At 65.2% G+C, this 18514-nt stretch carries 18 protein-coding genes and 2 tRNA genes; 7 read left to right on the top strand and 13 right to left on the bottom strand.

What is annotated here, in order from left to right:
• The first annotated feature begins 45 nt into the window (after positions 1–45).
• The 6 genes from IPM18_09445 to IPM18_09420 all read left to right on the top strand — a co-directional run bounded on the left by IPM18_09445 (position 46) and on the right by IPM18_09420 (position 6305).
• Complete coding sequence (locus tag IPM18_09445) at positions 46–420, top strand: metallopeptidase family protein (GenBank protein MBK9119806.1); 375 nt, start codon at positions 46–48, stop codon at positions 418–420.
• A 94-nt stretch (positions 421–514) separates the two neighbouring features.
• Positions 515–1774 carry a terpene cyclase/mutase family protein gene (locus tag IPM18_09440; protein MBK9119805.1) on the top strand — a complete coding sequence of 420 codons (1260 nt, stop codon included), beginning with the start codon at positions 515–517 and terminating at the stop codon, positions 1772–1774.
• 146 nt (positions 1775–1920) lie between these two features.
• Complete coding sequence (locus IPM18_09435; GenBank protein ID MBK9119804.1) at positions 1921–3672, top strand: class I tRNA ligase family protein; 1752 nt, start codon at positions 1921–1923, stop codon at positions 3670–3672.
• Positions 3624–4949 carry a class I tRNA ligase family protein gene (locus IPM18_09430; protein MBK9119803.1) on the top strand — a complete coding sequence of 442 codons (1326 nt, stop codon included), beginning with the start codon at positions 3624–3626 and terminating at the stop codon, positions 4947–4949. The genes IPM18_09435 and IPM18_09430 overlap by 49 nt, the downstream gene beginning before the upstream one ends.
• Before the next feature lie 405 nt (positions 4950–5354).
• Positions 5355–5429: transfer RNA gene (locus tag IPM18_09425), tRNA-Pro, on the top strand.
• Between the two features lie 66 nt (positions 5430–5495).
• Positions 5496–6305: an abortive infection family protein gene (locus IPM18_09420; GenBank protein ID MBK9119802.1), complete on the top strand. Its 810-nt coding sequence runs from the start codon at positions 5496–5498 to the stop codon at positions 6303–6305.
• Between the two features lie 55 nt (positions 6306–6360).
• On the opposite strand, the gene IPM18_09415 is transcribed toward IPM18_09420, so the two are convergent.
• Positions 6361–6642, bottom strand: coding sequence for a hypothetical protein (locus IPM18_09415; protein ID MBK9119801.1), 282 nt, complete (start codon positions 6640–6642; stop codon positions 6361–6363).
• Between the two features lie 147 nt (positions 6643–6789).
• On the bottom strand, positions 6790–8322 hold the full coding sequence (locus IPM18_09410) for a DUF3365 domain-containing protein (protein MBK9119800.1): 1533 nt from the start codon (positions 8320–8322) through the stop codon (positions 6790–6792).
• A gap of 416 nt (positions 8323–8738) precedes the next feature.
• Here IPM18_09410 and IPM18_09405 point away from each other — a divergent pair.
• Positions 8739–8811, top strand: a tRNA-Thr gene (locus IPM18_09405).
• Between the two features lie 206 nt (positions 8812–9017).
• Here IPM18_09405 and IPM18_09400 read toward each other — a convergent pair.
• From IPM18_09400 to IPM18_09350, 11 genes are all read right to left on the bottom strand, one after another.
• Entirely contained in the window at positions 9018–9281 is a 264-nt protein-coding gene (locus IPM18_09400; protein ID MBK9119799.1) for a helix-turn-helix domain-containing protein, read from the bottom strand.
• Positions 9271–9486, bottom strand: a complete 216-nt coding sequence (locus IPM18_09395) for a helix-turn-helix domain-containing protein (GenBank protein ID MBK9119798.1) — start codon at positions 9484–9486, stop codon at positions 9271–9273. The genes IPM18_09400 and IPM18_09395 overlap by 11 nt, the downstream gene beginning before the upstream one ends.
• 176 nt (positions 9487–9662) lie before the next feature.
• Positions 9663–10295: a hypothetical protein gene (locus IPM18_09390; GenBank protein MBK9119797.1), complete on the bottom strand. Its 633-nt coding sequence runs from the start codon at positions 10293–10295 to the stop codon at positions 9663–9665.
• Between the two features lie 103 nt (positions 10296–10398).
• Positions 10399–13533 carry a type I restriction endonuclease subunit R gene (locus IPM18_09385; GenBank protein MBK9119796.1) on the bottom strand — a complete coding sequence of 1045 codons (3135 nt, stop codon included), beginning with the start codon at positions 13531–13533 and terminating at the stop codon, positions 10399–10401.
• Positions 13451–14233: a DNA-binding protein gene (locus IPM18_09380; GenBank protein MBK9119795.1), complete on the bottom strand. Its 783-nt coding sequence runs from the start codon at positions 14231–14233 to the stop codon at positions 13451–13453. Before IPM18_09380 ends, IPM18_09385 begins: the two co-directional genes overlap by 83 nt.
• The gene (locus tag IPM18_09375) at positions 14230–15144 is read right to left on the bottom strand and encodes a phosphatidylinositol kinase (protein ID MBK9119794.1); all 915 of its coding nucleotides are present in this window, start codon (positions 15142–15144) and stop codon (positions 14230–14232) included. Before IPM18_09375 ends, IPM18_09380 begins: the two co-directional genes overlap by 4 nt.
• A gap of 86 nt (positions 15145–15230) precedes the next feature.
• The gene (locus tag IPM18_09370) at positions 15231–15443 is read right to left on the bottom strand and encodes a hypothetical protein (protein MBK9119793.1); all 213 of its coding nucleotides are present in this window, start codon (positions 15441–15443) and stop codon (positions 15231–15233) included.
• Positions 15444–15469: 26 nt separating this feature from the next.
• Positions 15470–15619, bottom strand: coding sequence for a hypothetical protein (locus IPM18_09365; GenBank protein ID MBK9119792.1), 150 nt, complete (start codon positions 15617–15619; stop codon positions 15470–15472).
• Positions 15586–16824, bottom strand: coding sequence for a restriction endonuclease subunit S (locus IPM18_09360; protein MBK9119791.1), 1239 nt, complete (start codon positions 16822–16824; stop codon positions 15586–15588). The genes IPM18_09365 and IPM18_09360 overlap by 34 nt, the downstream gene beginning before the upstream one ends.
• Positions 16821–17321, bottom strand: coding sequence for a DUF4411 family protein (locus IPM18_09355; GenBank protein MBK9119790.1), 501 nt, complete (start codon positions 17319–17321; stop codon positions 16821–16823). The genes IPM18_09360 and IPM18_09355 overlap by 4 nt, the downstream gene beginning before the upstream one ends.
• Positions 17321–18514 carry an ImmA/IrrE family metallo-endopeptidase gene (locus IPM18_09350; GenBank protein ID MBK9119789.1) on the bottom strand — a complete coding sequence of 398 codons (1194 nt, stop codon included), beginning with the start codon at positions 18512–18514 and terminating at the stop codon, positions 17321–17323. The genes IPM18_09355 and IPM18_09350 overlap by 1 nt, the downstream gene beginning before the upstream one ends.

Raw genomic sequence — 18514 nt, 5'->3', positions numbered from 1 at the left:
TCGGACTCGGGCCGGCGCCCGAAGCGCATTGCTTGGAAACCGGGAATGATACGCGTAAGCCCCGCCGATTTCGACCGCGCTGTTCAACATGCCCTGGACGAGGTGCCGGCCGACTTCCAGCCCTACCTGGAAAATGTGTTGATCGAGGTGCATTCGCGCCCCTCGGAACGCCTGATGCGGGAGGAAGACGTTCCGGAGGACCTGCTGGGGCTGTACCTCGGTGTCCCGCTCGAGGAAAAAGGCCCCGATCTTGCTCCCACGCCGATCCCGGACCGCATCCTGATCTTCTCCGACAACCTCTGCGAAATGTGCGATACTTGGAATGAGCTGGTCGAGGAAATCCGGATTACCGTCCTCCACGAACTCGGCCACCATTTCGGCCTGGATGAGGATCGGCTCGACGAACTGGGCTACGCCTGATGCCTGTTTCCCCACTGTGTACCTGCCGCCGGCGCCGCTCAGCACACCGTGCGGCCACGCCGGTACTCTTACCCCGCTTACCGTGAGGTCAAAGATGTTCCTGAACCTCCCGCACCCGGGCCGTCTTTCATGCATACTCGCCCTGGGCCTCGCCGCCACAATCACAGCGCCAACCGTCGCGCAAGCCCCCACCACCCAGCCGATGGCCGATCTCGAAGATGCCCGCTACCGTGACGAAGCCCGGCGGCTCATCGAGCGCGGCACCCGTTTCCTCCTCGTTGCCCAGGAGCCCGACGGCGGCTGGGAGAGCCGTACCGGCCCCGGAATCACCGCACTCAGTGTGCAAGCCCTCGCGCGTGACCCCCGCATCGGCCCGAACCACCCGGCCGTACAGCGCGGCGTCACCTTTGTGCTGGGTTTCCTGCGCCCGGAGGGGGGCCTGTACTCGGCGGAAGGCCTGCTCAAGAACTACGAGAGTGCTGTGGCCCTGATGATGCTCGCGGCCCTCGGGGACGCGCGCCACGCAGAACCAATCACGCGCCTCCAGACCTATCTCAAGGACTTGCAGTGGGATGAGAGCGAAAATTACTCCTCCGACCACCCCTGGTACGGCGGCGCGGGTTACGGTAACCACGGCCGGCCCGACCTCTCCAACACGCAGATGCTGCTCGAAGCCCTGCATGACAGTGGACTGCCGCCCGATGATCCGGCTTTTCAGAAGGCCCTGATCTTCATCCAACGGTGCCAGATGCACGGGGAGTACAATGATCAGGAATTCGCCCGCGGCTCGACCCAGGGGGGCTTCATCTATTCCCCCCACGCCGGGGGCGAGACGCGCGCAGGCCCACTCGAAGTGGCTGGTCGTACGGAGCATCGTGCTTTCGGCAGCATGACCTATGCCGCTTTCAAGAGTCTGCTGTATGCCGGTCTGGAGCATGACGACCCACGCGTCCGGGCCGCACTCGACTGGATGAAAGCGCACTGGACGCTCGACTACAACCCTAACATGCCCGAGCGCCAGTCGCGCGAGGGTCTTTTCTATTACTATCACGTCTTCGCCCGCGCTCTGCACGCCTGGGGCGCACCCACCATTACGGACAACCGTGGCCGCACCCACACCTGGCGCCATGAACTGGTCACCAAGCTTGCAACCCTGCAGCAGCCCGACGGCAGTTGGATCAACGAAGCCGATCGGTACATGGAGGGGCTGACGCCGCTGACCACCGCCTATGCACTGCTCGCACTCCACGCCGCCTACCCCGCGGAGCACACCGTGGAGCCGGTGAGTCCCCCCCCGACCACCCAGCCCACCGCCGCGCCGCGCACCAACGACTCGGCCGGCACCGGCAACTGAGCTGCGGTGGCGTCGGCTGGCGGACGGTGCGAACCAAGGTACACTAGGGACCTTCGCACGGCCGGGAAGTTGGACGCGCGGTGTCCGCGGGAAAACGCGCATCCGATGTAGAGTCTGACCCGGGCAATGACCCCATGGGAGCCGGTATGAGCACGGGCGGTGGCTACGATCCGCACACGTTGGAAGCCGACATTTATCGCTTCTGGGAAGAGGGCGACCACTTCCGGGCTGTACCCAATCCCGACCGGAAACCCTTCGTCATTGACATTCCGCTGCCCAACGTCACCGGCTCGCTGCATCTCGGCCACGCGATCAACGAAACATGCCAGGACGTGCTCATCCGCTATCACCGCATGCGCGGGTTTGAGGCCCTCTGGATGCCGGGTACCGACCACGCCGGCATCGCGACCCAGGCAGTCGTCGAGCGCCGCCTCAAGGAAGAACAAAATCTCACCCGGCACGAATTGGGCCGCGACGGGTTGGTGTCGCGCATCTGGGAGTGGAAGGAGAATTATGGCAGTCGCATCCTGGCACAGCTTCGCAAGATGGGTTTCTCCTGCGACTGGGACCGGACGCGCTTCACACTCGACGAAATCTGCGCCAAGGCCGTCTACGAGGTCTTCTTCCAGTGGTTCAAGGCCGGGTTGATCTTCCGCGGCACACGCCTGGTGAACTGGGACACGCATCTCCAGACCGCGGTCGCCGATGACGAGGTCATCCACGAGACAGTCAAAGGGCATTTCTGGCACTACCGCTACCCGATCGAAGGTCACGATGCATCCGCCCCGGAGGCGCGCGAAACGATCGATTACGTGGTGATTGCCACAACCCGGCCGGAAACCATGCTCGGCGATACCGCCATCTGCGTGCATCCCGACGACGCTCGCTATCGCCACCTAGTCGGCAAGAACTGTGTCCTGCCGTTGTTGAACCGCCCCATCCCGATTATCGCGGACGGCCAGCTCGCCAAGATGGAGCTCGGCACCGGCGTTGTGAAAGTGACCCCCGGGCACGACCCGCGCGACTACGAGTGCGGGCTGCGCAACAAGCTGGCCATGCTCAGCATCCTGACACCCGATGGCCGGATTACCGAGCACGGCGGCCCCTACGCCGGACTCTCCCGCGAACAGTGCCGCAAGCAGGTCGTAGCCGATCTTGAAGCCCTGGGCCTGATGGAGAAGGTGGAGAGCATCGAGCACGATGTCGGCCACAGCGACCGCAGCAAGACGCCGATCGAGCCGCTGCTCAGCGAGCAATGGTTCCTGCGCATGGGCGACCTGGCGGAGCTGGCGATGGAAGCCGTGCGCGACGGCCGCGTGCAGTTCCACCCGCAGCGCTACGCGAAGACGCTGCTGGACTGGCTCGGCGAGAAGCGCGATTGGTGCATCAGCCGGCAACTCTGGTGGGGACATAGGATTCCGGTGTGGAGCGGCGATCTTCGGCTCAGCGAGTTGCTCGCACCCTCCACGCCCCAATGCGCCGCGCTGTTCGACCGCGCCGAGTACTCGGCGATCCTCTCTGTGGCCGACCTCGCGACCGGCCAGCGGTGGCACCACCTCGACAGCGAGAACGGCGCCGGTTGGCGCGCCCTGCGCGCCGAGCTCGAGCGCGGTGACCGCCTCGTGCGCATCATGGTCTGCGCTGCACCGGGCGAGCGCGGCGAAGTCCGCCACGACGACGCTATCGCGTGGTGCGAAGAACGCGGCTTTCAGCGCGACCCCGATGTCCTCGACACCTGGTTCAGCTCCGCGCTTTGGCCCTTCAGCACGCTCGGCTGGCCCGACAATTACGGCCGCGGCATCACCGAAGGTGATCCCTCACCGACCTGGACTACTTCTATCCCACCAGTGTGCTCGTCACCAGCCGCGACATCATCACGCTCTGGGTCGCGCGGATGATCATCACCGGGCTGTACTTCCTCAACCGCGTGCCTTTCCAGCACGTCTACATCCACCCCGTCATCCAGGATGGTCAGGGACGCCGGATGTCCAAGTCCCTCGGCAACGGGGTCGACCCACTCGACATCATCGCACTCTACGGTACCGACGCGCTCCGTTACACCATGGCCGGCATGGCCACCGAAACCCAGGACGTCCGGCTCCCGGTGAAGCCCATCACCACGCCTGACGGGCGCACGGTCAACACCTCCGAGCGGTTCGATGGCGGCCGGGCGTTCTGCAACAAGCTCTGGCAGGTTGCGACCGGCTTCATCTTTCCGAATCTCGAAGGTACCACACCGCAGCCGCTCAACCCCACCACGTTGGCGACCGAGGACCGCTGGATTCTTTCACGGCTGGCCAGCGCCACCGCGGAGATCGACCGCCGCTTCGCCGCTTATCAGCTCAACGATGTCGTCAGCACGCTCTACGACTTTTTCTGGGGTGATTTCTGCGACTGGTACGTCGAGCTCGTCAAGCCCCGGCTCTTCACGCGCCGGGACGACGGCCATGTCGCGCCGCGCCACGACGACTCCGCCGACTCCGCCCGGCAGGTGCTCGCGTTGGTGCTGGATCACATCCTGCGGCTTTGCCACCCGGTACTGCCTTTCATCACCGAAGCGCTCTGGCAGGAACTCAACGCGCGTGTTCCCCACCGTGGCATCGCCGTCCTCACCATCGGTACTCCGGCCCTGATCCGCACTTGCTGGCCTGTCGCGGCCGAGCTCCCGCGCGACACCGCCGTCGAGCGCGAGATCGACGCCTTGCGCGACATCATCCGCACCCTGCGTGATCTGCTGGCCCGCGTGAATACCAGCCGGGCGGCCGCGAAGACTCCCGCCGTGGGCAAGTTGCCGCGCGCCGTCATCCGCGCCGAGGAGAAGCTGGTCTCGGCCCTGCGATCCCAGCAGACCGTGCTCGAACGCCTCGGCCGCTGCGAGAACGTCGAGATCGGCACCGACGTCGCCAAGCCGCCGGAATCCGCCGCCCAGGTCCTGGTCGGCGTGGAGGTCTTCGTGCCGCTCGCCGGCCTGATGGATCTCAACGCGGAGCGAACCCGCCTGACGCGCGAGGTCGACGAGCTCCGTGGTCACATCGAGCGCCTCTCCGGAAAACTCGCCCACGAGGGATTTGTCGCCAAGGCCCCCGCGGCCGTCGTCGAGCAGGAACGCACCCGCCTCGCCGAATTGCGTCAGAAACTCGCTGTCCTCGAACGTAACGTGGCGGACCTTGCCTGACCCCGGTACCGGCGCTGCGAGAGGAGTGTGCTGCTGGCCTGGGGGGTGCAGGCCACTGCCCCACACATCAACGTGGGTGGCGCGGGCAGGACGGATACCCGCACCGGCCGTGACTCGGGGAGCGCCGGCAGCTTGCCGGTTTCGCGCGCCATGGATGGTGGCAGCTTGGCACCACCGTCGCGTGAAAGAGTGGGCTCAGGGTGGGCAAGGCACCGACCGTGCGGACACTCGCAACCTGACCCGATTCATACGTCCAAGGCCCATAATGAATACGTAAGAACGGGCCCTTCTGACTGCCCGGCACAGAAAACACGTTGACCGTGACCTCGAATCACCTTGCATCCCCACAACGGTCTGTTACCATACTTGGCTCGGCGATGGTCCCCAAAGACCGCGCGGCATGCACGGAGTGTAGCTCAGCCTGGCTAGAGCGCTGCGTTCGGGACGCAGAGGTCGCAGGTTCAAATCCTGTCACTCCGATTTCTTTCACGGAATTCATGGGAAGGTGAAAGGCCGACCATCCGCCATAAGAGCCGTGACCGCGATATGGCAGACCTTTCGAATTCTGAGCGGCAGCAAATCGAGCAGGCCTTTCGCATGAGCTCGGGGTACGTCTTGGACTTTTCCAACGAGACGTTCAGGGAGTTCATCCAAGAAGCCGTCGCGCGGAACATCTGCACCGACGACTATTCCAGGAAGGGGTCTTCGAAGGCGAAACGCCTACGAGCGTTCTTCAGGGCCGAGCCGAATCATGTGGTCGGTACACTCGTCGATGCCCTCGTGACTCATGCCCGCACCCTCACCGATCCGCCTTCGTCGGAATTGCTGGACGCGTGCCAGCGCATCGCAGTTCGGCTAAAGCAGAGCGCCCCCGTGCTGGAGCAGGTCGGTGCCGATACGAGCGATGCCACGTTTGCGGCGCTGACACGGTGCGTGCGACAGGCGATCGACTCCAACCAGCCAGAGACTGGGCTTGATCGGCTCCATACTTTTTTTGTTTCGCTCGTGCGCCAGGTGTGCGAGAAGCGAGGCGTTCGGGGCACGCGCGACGAGCCCGCGCACAGCGTGCTCGGCAAGTACCTGAAGTATCTCAAGGGTAGCCGTCACGTTCATTCCGACATGACCTTGAAGATCCTGAATTACGCCCAAAGCACGATGGACGCCTTCAACCGCGTTCGGAATAACCAGAGCCTTGCGCATCCGAACCCGATGCTCAACTACGACGAATCGCTCCTGATCTTCAACCACGTCGTAGCTGTCGTGAACTTCATCCGCTCCGTCGAACAACGGGTAGATCACGCCGAACGTCCCGCAATGGAAGCAGCAAGCTCGGAGAATTCCGATATCCCGTTCTGATCATGTGCGCTTGCCCGACTCCGGATGCACGATTCGGTCCGCGGGCGTTTTGTCGTCATGCGCCTTTCACGGTTTCACGAACCAGCAAAACCCGCATCTCAAGCTCCCACGCCCGAATTCCCCGAACGATGAGTTCAACTGCCCTACTGTCACCGCGAGTCTTGCTCAAAACGAGCCCTCCGGCCGGCAGGTCGAAGGGCTTTCTCTTTTGGATACAAAGAGTTGCGTCGCTCAGGGTACGGTTCAAACTCACCGCGTCGAAGATCTCGCGCCGCGTGGCCGAGTTTGAACCGCGCCCAACGTCTGCCGCGTGCTGGGCAAAATCGAAGAGGGCCATAGCCCGGTCGATGTCCCCCTCGTCCAGCCGCGTGATCCCCTCCGAGCCCCTGATCGAGTTGTGGGGCTGGTCACAGGTTAGCGGCGGCGCGGTGTACAACCACGTCTTCAACCTGGAGGAGCAGGGCGCGGGGTCATTCTGACCGCGCTACCGCGCCCCCACCGTTCGCACCAGCGTCTCAATCATACCCTTCAGGACCAGCGCGTGAGCCGACAGCTCCTCCGCCGCCGCGGCCGACTCCTCGGATGCCGACGCGTTCTGCTGCGTCACGCCGTTCATGTGCAGCACGGACTGGCTGAGATCATCCACGGCGCGAGCCTGCCCCGCACTGGCCTCGGCGATCCCGCCCACCAGCTCCGAAACCCGACCGACTTGCCCATTAATCGCCCCCAAGGCCGCGATCACCTGGCTCGATACGTCCTGCCCTTCCCGCGCACGCGCAATCGCGTTCTCGATCAGCGCCGTCGTCTCCCCGGCGGACCGCGCCACCCGCTGCGCGAGGTTGCGCACTTCCTGGGCCACGACGGCGAACCCCCTCCCATGGTCGCCCGCTCGGGCCGCCTCAACGGCCGCATTCAGCGCCAGCAGATTCGTCTGGAAGGCGATTTCCTCGATGACCTTGATGATCTTGCTGATCGCGGCCGCCGATTCGCCGATTCCGCCCATGGCCCCGTCGAGCTGTTGCATCGTCCCATCGCACGCTACGGCGGCCGCGCGCGCTTGTCCGCTCAGCGAGTGCACCTCCTCTGCTCGCGCAGCGTTCGACCGGCTCATCTCCGCCACCTGCTCCAGAGATTTCGTGGCCTCGTCCAATTGCGTCGCCTGCTCATTGGCACCCTCCGCAAGCATCGCTGCCGCGCTCGCAACTTCCTGTGAGGCGTCCTTGACCTGGTCCGCCCCGACGTCCAGATCGCAGGCGATTCGCTGCACAGGACGGATCAAAGCCCGCACCACAAGCTGGGTCACGGCCAGGAACAATACCCCACCCGACACGATCACCAGCAGCGCGACAATCCCGGTTCCTTTCCAGAGGGCCGCCGTGATGGCCCGGTCCGCCTCGTCCAGCGATTGCACGATTTCGAACGCCCCGTGCACCTCCCCTGCTTTCCAGTTCTCCATGGGACCGCCTGTGGGATCCCGGCCGTCTGTATTCCCCCACAAGTCCGCTGAGGTCGCCGGATCACCATGACAATACAGGCAATCGCTCGTCAGCCGAATCGGTCGGAAGTATCGCACGGCGTTCAATTGCTGGTCCACGACATAGTGCTCGGAGAGCTCTTGCTCTTCGAGGAGGCGTAAAACCTGCGCTTCAACGGCGTCCGGCTCGTTCTTCGGGTTGCGCGGGTTGAACTTCGGCACCCGGAACTCGTAACCCCCCTCCGTGGCCTTCGCTTGGGCAGCCCGCCACGCCGTCACCACCGGCACCGCCTGCATCACCTTACCCATCTCACCCGTTGCGACCCACTCGCGTAACTGGTCGATCGTAAACACTCCCGAGGCCCACTTTTCGCCCATCTCCTCGCGCGTGGATTCAACGGTCAGCAGCACCCCGCGGGCATTGGACACGTACTGCTCAAGAATTGCTGCGCGCGTCCGGTGCGCGTAGGCCCAGAACAGCATCGCCGCCAGCAGCACAAGCTGCGCCACCCCGACCAGCACGACCTTCATCCGAAAATCCATCGTCGGCCTCCTGGGCCAGGGATGCGCCGGCCGGGCGCATCATCGCCCCAGTATCATCGGACGCAGGAAGCGCGCGGTTCATCACGGGCCCGCTGCCTGTGCGTCGGCGGCAAGTGGTGGTAGGCCATCGTGTTAAGAGCAAGGGTGGCGGTGGACCCTCACAAGGGTGCACAGCTAGTCATACCAGGGAACCGATCCGTGCCACCGCAGCTCGTCTCAGTCCCCCAGGCGCGTGGATTGGCACTCCCGTTGCTCGGGTGCGCCGCTCCTGCCACGGGTCAAACCGCCCTTGTCGTCACGCTCGCTCCGGTGGTAGACTCATCCGACCCAGCTCCGCTGGCACCCCGGAAGTCGAAATGCGACCACCGCCTCGGCCGTGGTCGTAAGTGCCGCGAAGCGATTGGGTTAAGTCGCGCGCCACCGTAGCTCAATTGGCAGAGCAGCGGTTTTGTAAACCGCAGGTTCGGGGTTCGAGTCCCCGCGGTGGCTTTCCCGCCCGATGCCGCGCTCGCTCGCGCGGCGTCGCCTTTCTCCGCGTGTGTCAAAGACTTGCGCGCCCCGGTCGGCGTCGCCGTCGACCGCCCAGCGGATGCGTCCACCATTGGCAGGGCTACCGTTTTCGACGTGCCGGGCGTACAACCACTTCAGGATGTCGCACTGCAACTGGGACAGCTTTGCGACGTTCAGCCGGCGACTCATCGGCGCCCACCCTTCTTGATCTCCGATCCCGCCGTGAGCCAGGCTCGCAGGGCATCCACCGGGTAGAGGACAGCCTTGCCCATGCGGATGTGCGGGATCTCGTTCCTGTTGGTCATGCTCCACAACAACCTCGCGCCGATACCCAAAGCCATTGCCGCATCTTTCGCCCGCAGCGCCAGCCGCGGAACCGACTCCACCACACCCTCCGCCGCGTTCACATCCAGCTCTTGCTCGCCGTGATTCGTCTTCTCATCTGCCATCGTGGTTCTCCCTCTTCTGCCACTGGTCTCGATGCGGGCACCCGGCGTCGATCCACGCCGCCAACTCGGCCTCGCGTACCCGCACCGCCCGACCGAACCGCACCAACTCCGGTGCGAACCTTCCGGCCGCGGCGTCCATACGCACCTTCCGCACGCTCAACCCGAGCGCCCGGGCGACGTCCCGCAATGTCAGCAGCCTTGGCATGGCCGTCCTCCTGCACGCAGCAGCTTCGTTCGTGTCGTCGCGTGGAGCGTAAAGGGAGATTCCGACCGACGACCGCCGTGTGTCGGACGGGCGTCGGTCGCTTGCCGGAAAGAGACGGGAATGGTGTAGAACAGAGGGGAACCGACCGACCGAACCAGGTGGGCGGGCTTGACGCGCTAGTCGGTACCTCGCCGCCGATCGCGGCGACGCCGCGCAGCTTCGCGGTCGACGGCGTTATGGACCTCGTCAGCGTCGAATCCCTCGCCGAGCTCTCGAGCACAGTCGGCATAGGTGCGATAGCGGCCGGTCGCCCAGGCCTCGATGATCCGGTCGTGCTTCTTCTCGCTCGTCGTCGCCCCGCGGCGTCTCCGAGCGGGCTTCGCCGCGGGCACTGGCAGCAGCCGCAACAGGGCGGGCGCGTTCATCGACACGAGCTCCGCCGGGGAACGGCGCGTCGCGATCAGGTCGGCTTCGATCCGCATCCAAGGCGGCGCCGCGGGGTTGCCGACGTCGGGGTATACTCGCTTCACGAGTTCCACGTCATCTTCGGTCGGCCGGTAACAGCGCCGCACGCCGCCGTCGCCATACATCGGCGGCAACGGCGCGTGCGCCGGGCGGTAGATCGGCGGTTCGTTCGTCAGCGGACGTGGTGCCGGCTTTAGCCACAGCCGCATGTCAGCGAAATCCCCGGCGGTGAGGCCATCATCAAAGCCGCGGATGTTCCCCCAGGAGTCGTTCTCAAGCGGGCGCGCATCCCACAGCCACGTCTCCGGCGGCCGCCCGTGATGAACCTGCGGATCCTTCGCCATAATCCGGTTCCCATACCGGTCCCAAGGAGATTCGGCGCGGGAAGGCACGTTGGGAAGCGTGCCGTGTCGGCGGCCAACCTATCCCACAGCCGCGATTCGCAGCTCAGTCACTCGCGACGCTCTCCGCCATCAGTTCCGCCTGGCGGATTACCAGCAGCGTCGCCGCTTCCTGCGCATCCGGTGGATAGCCGTACTTGCTGAGCAGCCGTCGCACCGTGCGCCGCATGTCGGCCCGTACCGTTTCGCGCTGCGTCCAGTCGAGGGACGCTTTGGCGCGAATGCGATCGGCGAGCTCGCGGGCGATGAGCTTGAGCGTGTCGTCCTTCATCACGTCACGGGCAGATTCATTGTCCGCCAGCGCATCATAGAACGCCACCTCGTCCTCGCTGAGGCCCTGTTCCTCGCCGCGCTGCATGGCCTCGCGAATCGTGCGGGCCAATCCGATCAGCTCTTCGATCACCTGGGCCGTGTTCACGGCACGATTGGTGTACCGCGTAAGCGTGGCCTCTAGCGACTCGCGAAACGTCCGCGACTGCACGATGTTCACGCGTTCCCGGGCCCGGATCTGGTCGTTCAGCAGCTTCCGCAGTGTCTCGAGCGCGAGGTTCTTGTGCGGCAATGCGGCGAGCCGCTCGAGGAAGTCCTCGGACAGGATGCCGACGTTCGGGTCCGGCAGCCCCGCGGCCTGGAACAGATCGATGACGCCATCCGAAACGATCGCTCCAGAAATCACCTGCCGCACAGCGGCCCGCGCATCCGGCGGTGGCGGAGGCCCGTCGTCCGCCAGCCGCTTTCGGATAGCGGCCCGTACCGCCTGGAAGTACGCCAGGTGATCGCGGATCGCCTCCGTTTCTGGCCGCGGGACGGACAGCGCAAAGGCCCGCGACAGGGCCGCGACCATGGTCATGAACCGGCGTTTGCCCTCGTTTTGATCGAACACGTAGTCCGCGCCAGCAGTCACGGCCCGCAATTGCGCCGCCTCATCGCCACCCACGAACGCGCTGTAGTCAAAGCCGTTGAAGAAGTCCCGCAGCGCTTCGTACTGCTTCTGCATCACGGGAACGGCTTCGTTCTGGATCTCCACGACCGGGCTGCCCTCGCCGCCCGCCTGCGTGTACGTCTGCACTGCGTCGCGGAGCTGATCGGCAATCCCGAGGAAATCGACCACGACGCCACCCGGCTTGTCGCCGAACACACGATTCACGCGGGCGATCGCCTGCATCAGGTTGTGGCCGGCCAGGGGCTTATCGAGGTACATCGTGTGCATGGGCGGACAGTCGAAACCGGTCAGCCACATGTCGCAAACGATGACGAGCCGCAGGTCATCCTCCGGGCTTTTGAAGCGGCGCGCCAGCGCCTCGCGCCGCGCCTTCGTACGAGCATGGCGCGCGACGCGCTCGCCCTCCGCGGCCGATCCCGTCATGACGACCTTCACGAAACCGGCGTCGTCATCCGCCGCATCCCAATCGGGCCGCAGCGCGACAATCTCGTCGTGCAGATCCATGCAGATGCTGCGGCTCATGCAGACGACCATCCCCTTGCCATCGATGGCCTCACGCCGCTTCTCGAAGTGCTCGACGATCTCCCTGGCCACGAGCTTCAGCCGCTCGCGCGCGCCGACGAGCTCCTCGAGCGGCACCTCGATGTCGTCCGGCACAGCCCGCCCATCCCGGTCTGCATCCGCGGCGGCCTGTAGCTTCTGCTCGGCCTCAGCGATCCCGGCTTCGTCCGGCAGAAGCTTCACCAGCCGCATCTCGTAGTAGATCGGCACCGTGGCGTTGTCGACGATCGCCTGCCGGATGTCGTAAATGTCCGCGTATTCGCCGAACACCGCCGGCGTGCTGCGGTCATCCCGCTCCAGCGGCGTCCCGGTGAAGCCGACGAACGTCGCATTGGGGATCGCGTCGCGCATCCACCGCGCGCCGCCATCGAGGAAGCCGTACTGGCTGCGATGGGCTTCGTCCGCCAGAACAACGATGTTCGCCCGCTGACTGAGCGGTCCGCCGCGCTCTTCGAACTTTTGAATCGTCGTGAAGATCACGCCGCCCGAGGCGCGGTTGAGCCGCGCCGCCAGGTCATCCCGGCTCTCGGCCTGCTCCGGAGCCTGCCGCAGCAGCGCCCGGCCGCCGGCGAATGTGCCGAAGAGCTGATCGTCCAGGTCGTTGCGATCGGTGACGACCACGATCGTCGGGTTCGCCAGCTCGGCGTCGCCGATCAGCGCCCCGGACAGCATCAGCATGGTCAGGCTCTTGCCCGACCCCTGCGTATGCCAGATCACGCCGCCGCGCCCGTCGCCGTTGCCTGCGGGGGCCTTCAGCGCCGTCTTCACCGCCGCCCGCGCTGCCCGCACGGCCCGGAACTGGTGATAGCCGGCGATCTTCTTCACGATCGCGCCCGAGCGCTCGTCTTCCTCGAACGTGATGCAGTGCCGCAGGTAGTCCAGCAGCCGCTCCGGCGCGAACAGCCCCTTGATCGCCGCCTCCAGGTGTGGCTGCCCCGGCTGGCGGCAATCCTCGATCGACCTCCACGGCGCGAAGCGATCCGAGCCCGCCGTGACCGACCCGATGCGCGTCGTGTCGCCGTCGCTGATGACCATCAGCTCGTTGTAGTAGAACAACGGCGGGATGTTCTGCTTGTAGTCCTGAAGCTGGCGAAACGCCTTCCAGACGTCGGCCTGCTCGTCCGTCGGATCCTTCAACTCGATCACGGCGATCGGCAGTCCGTTGATGAACACGACGATATCGGGCCGGCGCGTGCTGTTGCCGCACTTCACGGTGAACTGGTTGACCGCGAGCAGGTCATTGCGGCCGGGGTCGGCGAAGTCGACCAGCCACGCCTTGTCGCCGCGTGTCTCCCCTTCCTTCGTGCGATACTCGACGTCGATGCCATCGGTCAGCAGGCGGTGGAACCAGCGGTTGTTCTGCTCCAGCGTCGGCTCCGGCGGCCGGGCCACAACGCGCACGGCCTGGTCGATCGCATCCGCCGGCAACTGCGGGTTGATCCGCTTGAGTGCCGCCCGCAGCCGCGGCTCGAGGACGACGTGCTCATAGTCGGGCCGTTCGGCTCCCGGCGCCCCCGGGGAGATCTCGGGGCCGTGCCTTAGGTCGTAGCCCAGCGACTGGAACCAGCTCAGCGCCGCGTTTTCGACAGCCTGCTCATGCACGCAGGCCTCCCGGAGTTCCCGTGTGCGCTGCGACGATCGGCTGGAACTCCTCGCGGCTGCACGGCTGAAAGCCATCCGGCCAGCACGCGCTCATCCGGCACAGCACACGCTGTTGCAGCGGCGCGTTGGGATTGACGCGGACCACGTGCAGATCGATTGACTGCGTGCCACATTCACTAGCCAAGTCCCAAACCTCCTTGGCCAGATAGCGCGGCACGTAGCCGATCATGTACCGATCGACCGTGTCGCAGGTGCGCACCGCGACAGCATGCGGGTCAAACGGGTTTGAGATGTCGATCATCAGCCCCAACTGCTCGTCGGGTCGCAGCTTCGCGATACGCTCGCGCGCCCCCTCCGGCATCCAACGCACGCCGTGCAGGAAGAACTTGCTCACATAGCAGCCGTCCGCGCCGGGCTGGGGGCACGGGAACACTTCGATGGAGTCCGTTTGTCGCCGTCCTTCGGTCACGCTCAACAGCGCCAGTGGGTCCGGCGGATCCCCTGGATCGAAACCACCCCACGTCAGGAAAGCCTCGTACTCCGGCCGCGAGCGCGCCAGCAAGCGGTTTGCGAATAACGGAAACAACTCGTCGGACTCATAGACTGCTCGGAGATCCGGCATTTCCGGAAACGGCCGAAATCCGGCCAGCGACTCTGCACCCTTGGTGTACGCGAACCGATACCCGTCCCCGGCGCGTTCCACGCGCCCGACCGGTCCCCACCGACCGGCGTCCGGCTCGCCGCTTCGCCATGCAATAAACACTGCGCTGGTCATTCGGCCTCTTCCGCTAGCAACCGCCGCCGGTTCTCGGCCAATACGGCGATCGTGAAGTCTCGACAGATCCGCGACATACGGGCCAGGGGAATCTCATCCACTGCCCCGTTGATCATACCCTCATCGATCTGCTCCAGCCTCGCAAGCCAGGTCGCCGCGGCCGGCGGCGCAATTGTCGCGAAAGCTCGCCAGGCCTCAAGCGTGGTCAACGGCCGACTGGCCGTCGGGTCCGCAAAAAACGCCGAGCGGGCGCGCCGTACGAACGCGCCGACCTGCCGGCCACGGTCGCGCGTCGTAAGCCGGTCCTTCCGCTCCTCATCGGTCAGATTGCGGGCCAGGGACGCGCCGTGGTCGAACGTCGGCGCCAGGTGGAGCTGCTTGTCGATCATCAGCACGCCCCAGTTCTCGTGATGTCGGTCCTGGTTTGCGATCCAGGCGTCGAGTATGACGTAGCCCGTGAACACGTCGAGCGCCGACGCGATGCCGGCGGGCACATCGGCCATCCATGCCTCTGGCGGCGGCTGGATCAGTCGCAGGGCGTCAGCTACCGCACCGACCGTATGCGCGCGCACCTTGTACCGCTGACCCTCTGCCGCCGGGTAACTCGGGTCGAGCGCCAGCAGCAACTGGTTCCCGAGGTGAAGCGACCTCGGCGGCGGCGCGCAGCTCTCGCATACGACGCCCGGCGTCTGGCTGTCGAGCTCCTCGGCCAGGTTGTAGGTCACGTGGGGTAGCGCCAGCAGCGCCGCCAATTCGCACGCCAGCTTCTCGGCCCAATCCTCGCCCGTCCCGCGTTCCTCGGCCTTGAACAGCATCCGCCGCGAGCCGTCGCGGTACCAGTACTTCCGCTTGGTGCCGAGCGGCTCCAAGTTCACGGCCAAGGCCGGGTTGACGGCGATCACCGGGTACATCCGCTACGCCACCTCCTCGACCGCCGCGCGGGCGGCGTTCACGCGCACCGCGCCGCTGATCGGCTTCGGCTGAGCAGCCTCGCTCATCACGCGCCGTTCTGCTCCATCAGTTCGATGAACTTCTCGATCTTCATCTTCTGGCCGTTGTTGCGGCCGGTCTTGCCCTTGCACCAGATCAGGCTGGTCTTCGTCACGACCAGGTCGCCGAGAAAGTTGTCATTCGTGTCACGGATTTCCAGTTCCATGCCCTTGTTCTTGAGCTCCATCGCGACGTCGAATTCCTTGATCCTGACCTTCATGCATCAGCTCCTTTGTCTGTCGCGGGTCAGTCACCCTGACCACCCGCTATGCACACGTTCTCACTTGATTGCAGCGACACCTGGCCGCTGATCAGCTTCGGCAGCAGCGCGTCGCGGATCGCCGCGAGCGTGCGGGCCTCCATCAGGTTCGCCCGCATGAGGTCAAGGATCGACACCACGACGTCCTCAAATGCCCGAAGCACGCCGTCGCCGGGCCGAAGGCGGACCAGCGTGTCACAGTGGTCCGTGTGATGGTATCGAAGACGGACCCATGGGCTCGCGTCTGTAGCTCAGCCACGGCATGCCGAAGCGTGAAATACGTGAAGAAGTCACCGACGTTAGTCACACCTTGGACTGCATAGCATGACTGGTTCAACGCCATTGGAACTGCGGTGAGCGCAAGTCGACCCACAGTTCCTCGTGCAGAAATAATCGTCGTGCCCGGCCGCACAATGTTGGCCGAGCTGTTGTCGATACCTGCCTCAGTGATCTTCTCCTCAGTGTCGATCACCCAAACGTCATGCTCGTCGGGCGCATCTCTGACTGAGAACCAAGGAATGCTCCCGCCCCAATACTCCGGTACCTTGCGTTTGGGCGTACCGCCGCCAATAAGCGAGATCAACGCGGATAGCGCGACAACCTCCCACCCCTCCGGAATCGGGCCGAGGTCGCTGTCGACGAGGGTGGTGGGGAGCTGGTCGAAGACGGGCTGGGGCATGCCGGGGAAGCGCGTCGCGCCGGCGGCTTTGGCCTTGACCGGCTCGAAGTCCACGAACCACGCCTTGAAGATGGCCGCCGCCATCTGCTCCAGCGTCCGATTCATCCGCCGATTCAGCTCGATCTTGTCGTCCAGCGAGCCCAGAACGTGCGCGATCGCCCGCTGCTCGCGCAGCGGCGGGACGGGCAGTCTCGCCTCGCGCAAAGTGCTCAGCGGGCGCTGTATCTGTGGAACGCCAACCTGCGAAACGCGGCTGAACAGGTGGTGCTGTCCGGCTGGGGAACAAAACCAATAGTACAAGAACTCCGGCACAAGGCGCTCCGGATGACAGCGTACGCGGAGCATGCTGTTACCCATGATGTACCGTGGATATCGCCGCTGATGCGGCATCAGGCCGATCTGACCAAGTGTACCCTTGTGAACCAGCAGCACGTCCCCAGGGAACGACTCGAATTTCGCAAGCCTGTCTGCGTCTTCCTCGCTGATGAAGACGAAGTCGTCATCGTGAAAACGACCATGATTGACGTTCACGCCTCGAAGCAGTGGAACGCCTGATGGGCGGTATGCGTCGGGCGTGAGCGCCTTGCCGAATGGACCGATCTGCGTCGAGTAAGGCTCGTCCGCAGCGCATTCAGATATTGACCTGAGGGGCCAGTCGCTCACGCTCCACCCCCCAGCACGAGCCGCACGCCCTGAAGCCGCAGCAACGCGTACGGCGTCATGCTCTTGACCCCGACGCCCGCGCACGCGTCCGGCACCTTGATCTTCTTCTTGCTCGGCGTCGTCGCCGGCTTCTCCAGCGTGACGACGGTGTGGTCGCCCGCAAGCGCTTGCGCGACCAGAAACGAATCCGCCACATCCAGGAACTCGTTGTACGCCGCGGCGTGAAAGCCCGACGTGAGCGCCCATTGGCTGACCCGTTGGTAGGCATCGCTGAACGTGGCGTCGGGTCGGAGGAAGAAACCCTTGGGAAGCGTGGCCGCCCACTCGCTCAGTTCGTCCTGCTGGGCGCCGATCTCGTCGGCGACGCGCTCGATGGACCGCAGCGTGCCGGCATTGGCCCCCTGCATAAGCCAGTCCCAATAGCCCGGGCAGAAGTCCAGGCCGTAGAAGCGACGCTTGGCCTCGATGAAGACGCCGGTATCCAGCAGGTACGCCATCAGACCGGGCCCCCGCTGAGGTACGCTTCCATCCCGAGGCGCTCGCCGAGCGTCTCCAGCGTCTTCACGTTGCGGCAGCCGAGCAGGCGGAAGGCCTCCGTAAAGGTCGACCGGCCCTCCCAGGTGCTGGCGATGACGGCGGTGGCGAAGCGCTTGCTGAGGCGATACCGCGCCGTGGCGTAGTAGTTTCCGCCGGCGCCGCCCGCGCCGGACTCCTCACGCTCGGCCAGTAAGGCGCTCAGTCGCGCGGATTCCCGGCCATAGGCGCGGTCGTGCTGCTCACGCGTCAGGCTTCCCGCGTCGAGCATGCGATGCAGCACGACCAGCGTGCTGACCCGGTAGATGTCGGCGAGGCGCTGTGCTTCACCAAGGGGCTCGGCATTCGATCGCAGAGCCTCGCGGAACTCGTCCAGCGGCGCGAGCACCTCCGCGGCGACGGCGTTGCACCAGCGTTCGACGTCGGCGCGCGGCGACGCGCTGACGTCCGACACACCGGACTCTCCCGCCCAGATGTGCGCCAATTCGTGAATGAGCGTGAAGAGTTGCGCGGCTTTGGAATCGCGGCCGTTCACGAAGACGAGCGGCGCGAGCGGGTCGACCAGCGCGAACCCGCGGAACTCGTCCGGATCGAGCCGGCGGCGTGTGTTGGTCCCGACATAGCCGGTCACCATCACCAACACGCCCAGCGCGTCCACCCGCTCAAGCAGCACGCGAAGGGCCTCGCCGTTGGTGCCCGCGTATGTGCTCAGCGGCGAGTCGAGCCGGAGCGCCTGGCGGATACTCGCAGCCGTCTCGACGACATTTGCGCCCACGCGCACGGAGCTCACGAACGCGAGCGGCTCCTCGCCCATCAACTGCGCATGCTGGCGATACCAGTCCTGCCGCTGCTGGCACACGTAGATCGTGTCGAGCATGTCGGCGCTGGGGCGCTGCACCCGTTCGCCGCGCATGGTGCGGAAATCCGGGATCGGCACCGGCTCGTCCGGCGGCTCGGCGAGGAAGAAGAACCCGAACGGCGTGTGCGTCGCCTTCGCGAATTCCTCGAGCTGCTTCACCGTGGGCTGCTCGTCCTCGCTGAGCCACTCCGGCAGCATCTTCAGGGTGGCCCTTTTCGCGAGCGCATCGATGCTGACGCCCGCCCGGCGGCAGGCCCACTCCAGCATCTCGGGTTTCACAGGCACGCGCGTCGACAC

The sequence above is a fragment of the Phycisphaerales bacterium genome (genome assembly GCA_016716475.1).
Classification (GTDB): Bacteria; Planctomycetota; Phycisphaerae; order UBA1845; family Fen-1342; genus JADJWG01.
The sequence above is the reverse complement of the archived record's forward strand: the minus strand, read 5'-3'. Positions and strand labels throughout refer to the sequence as shown.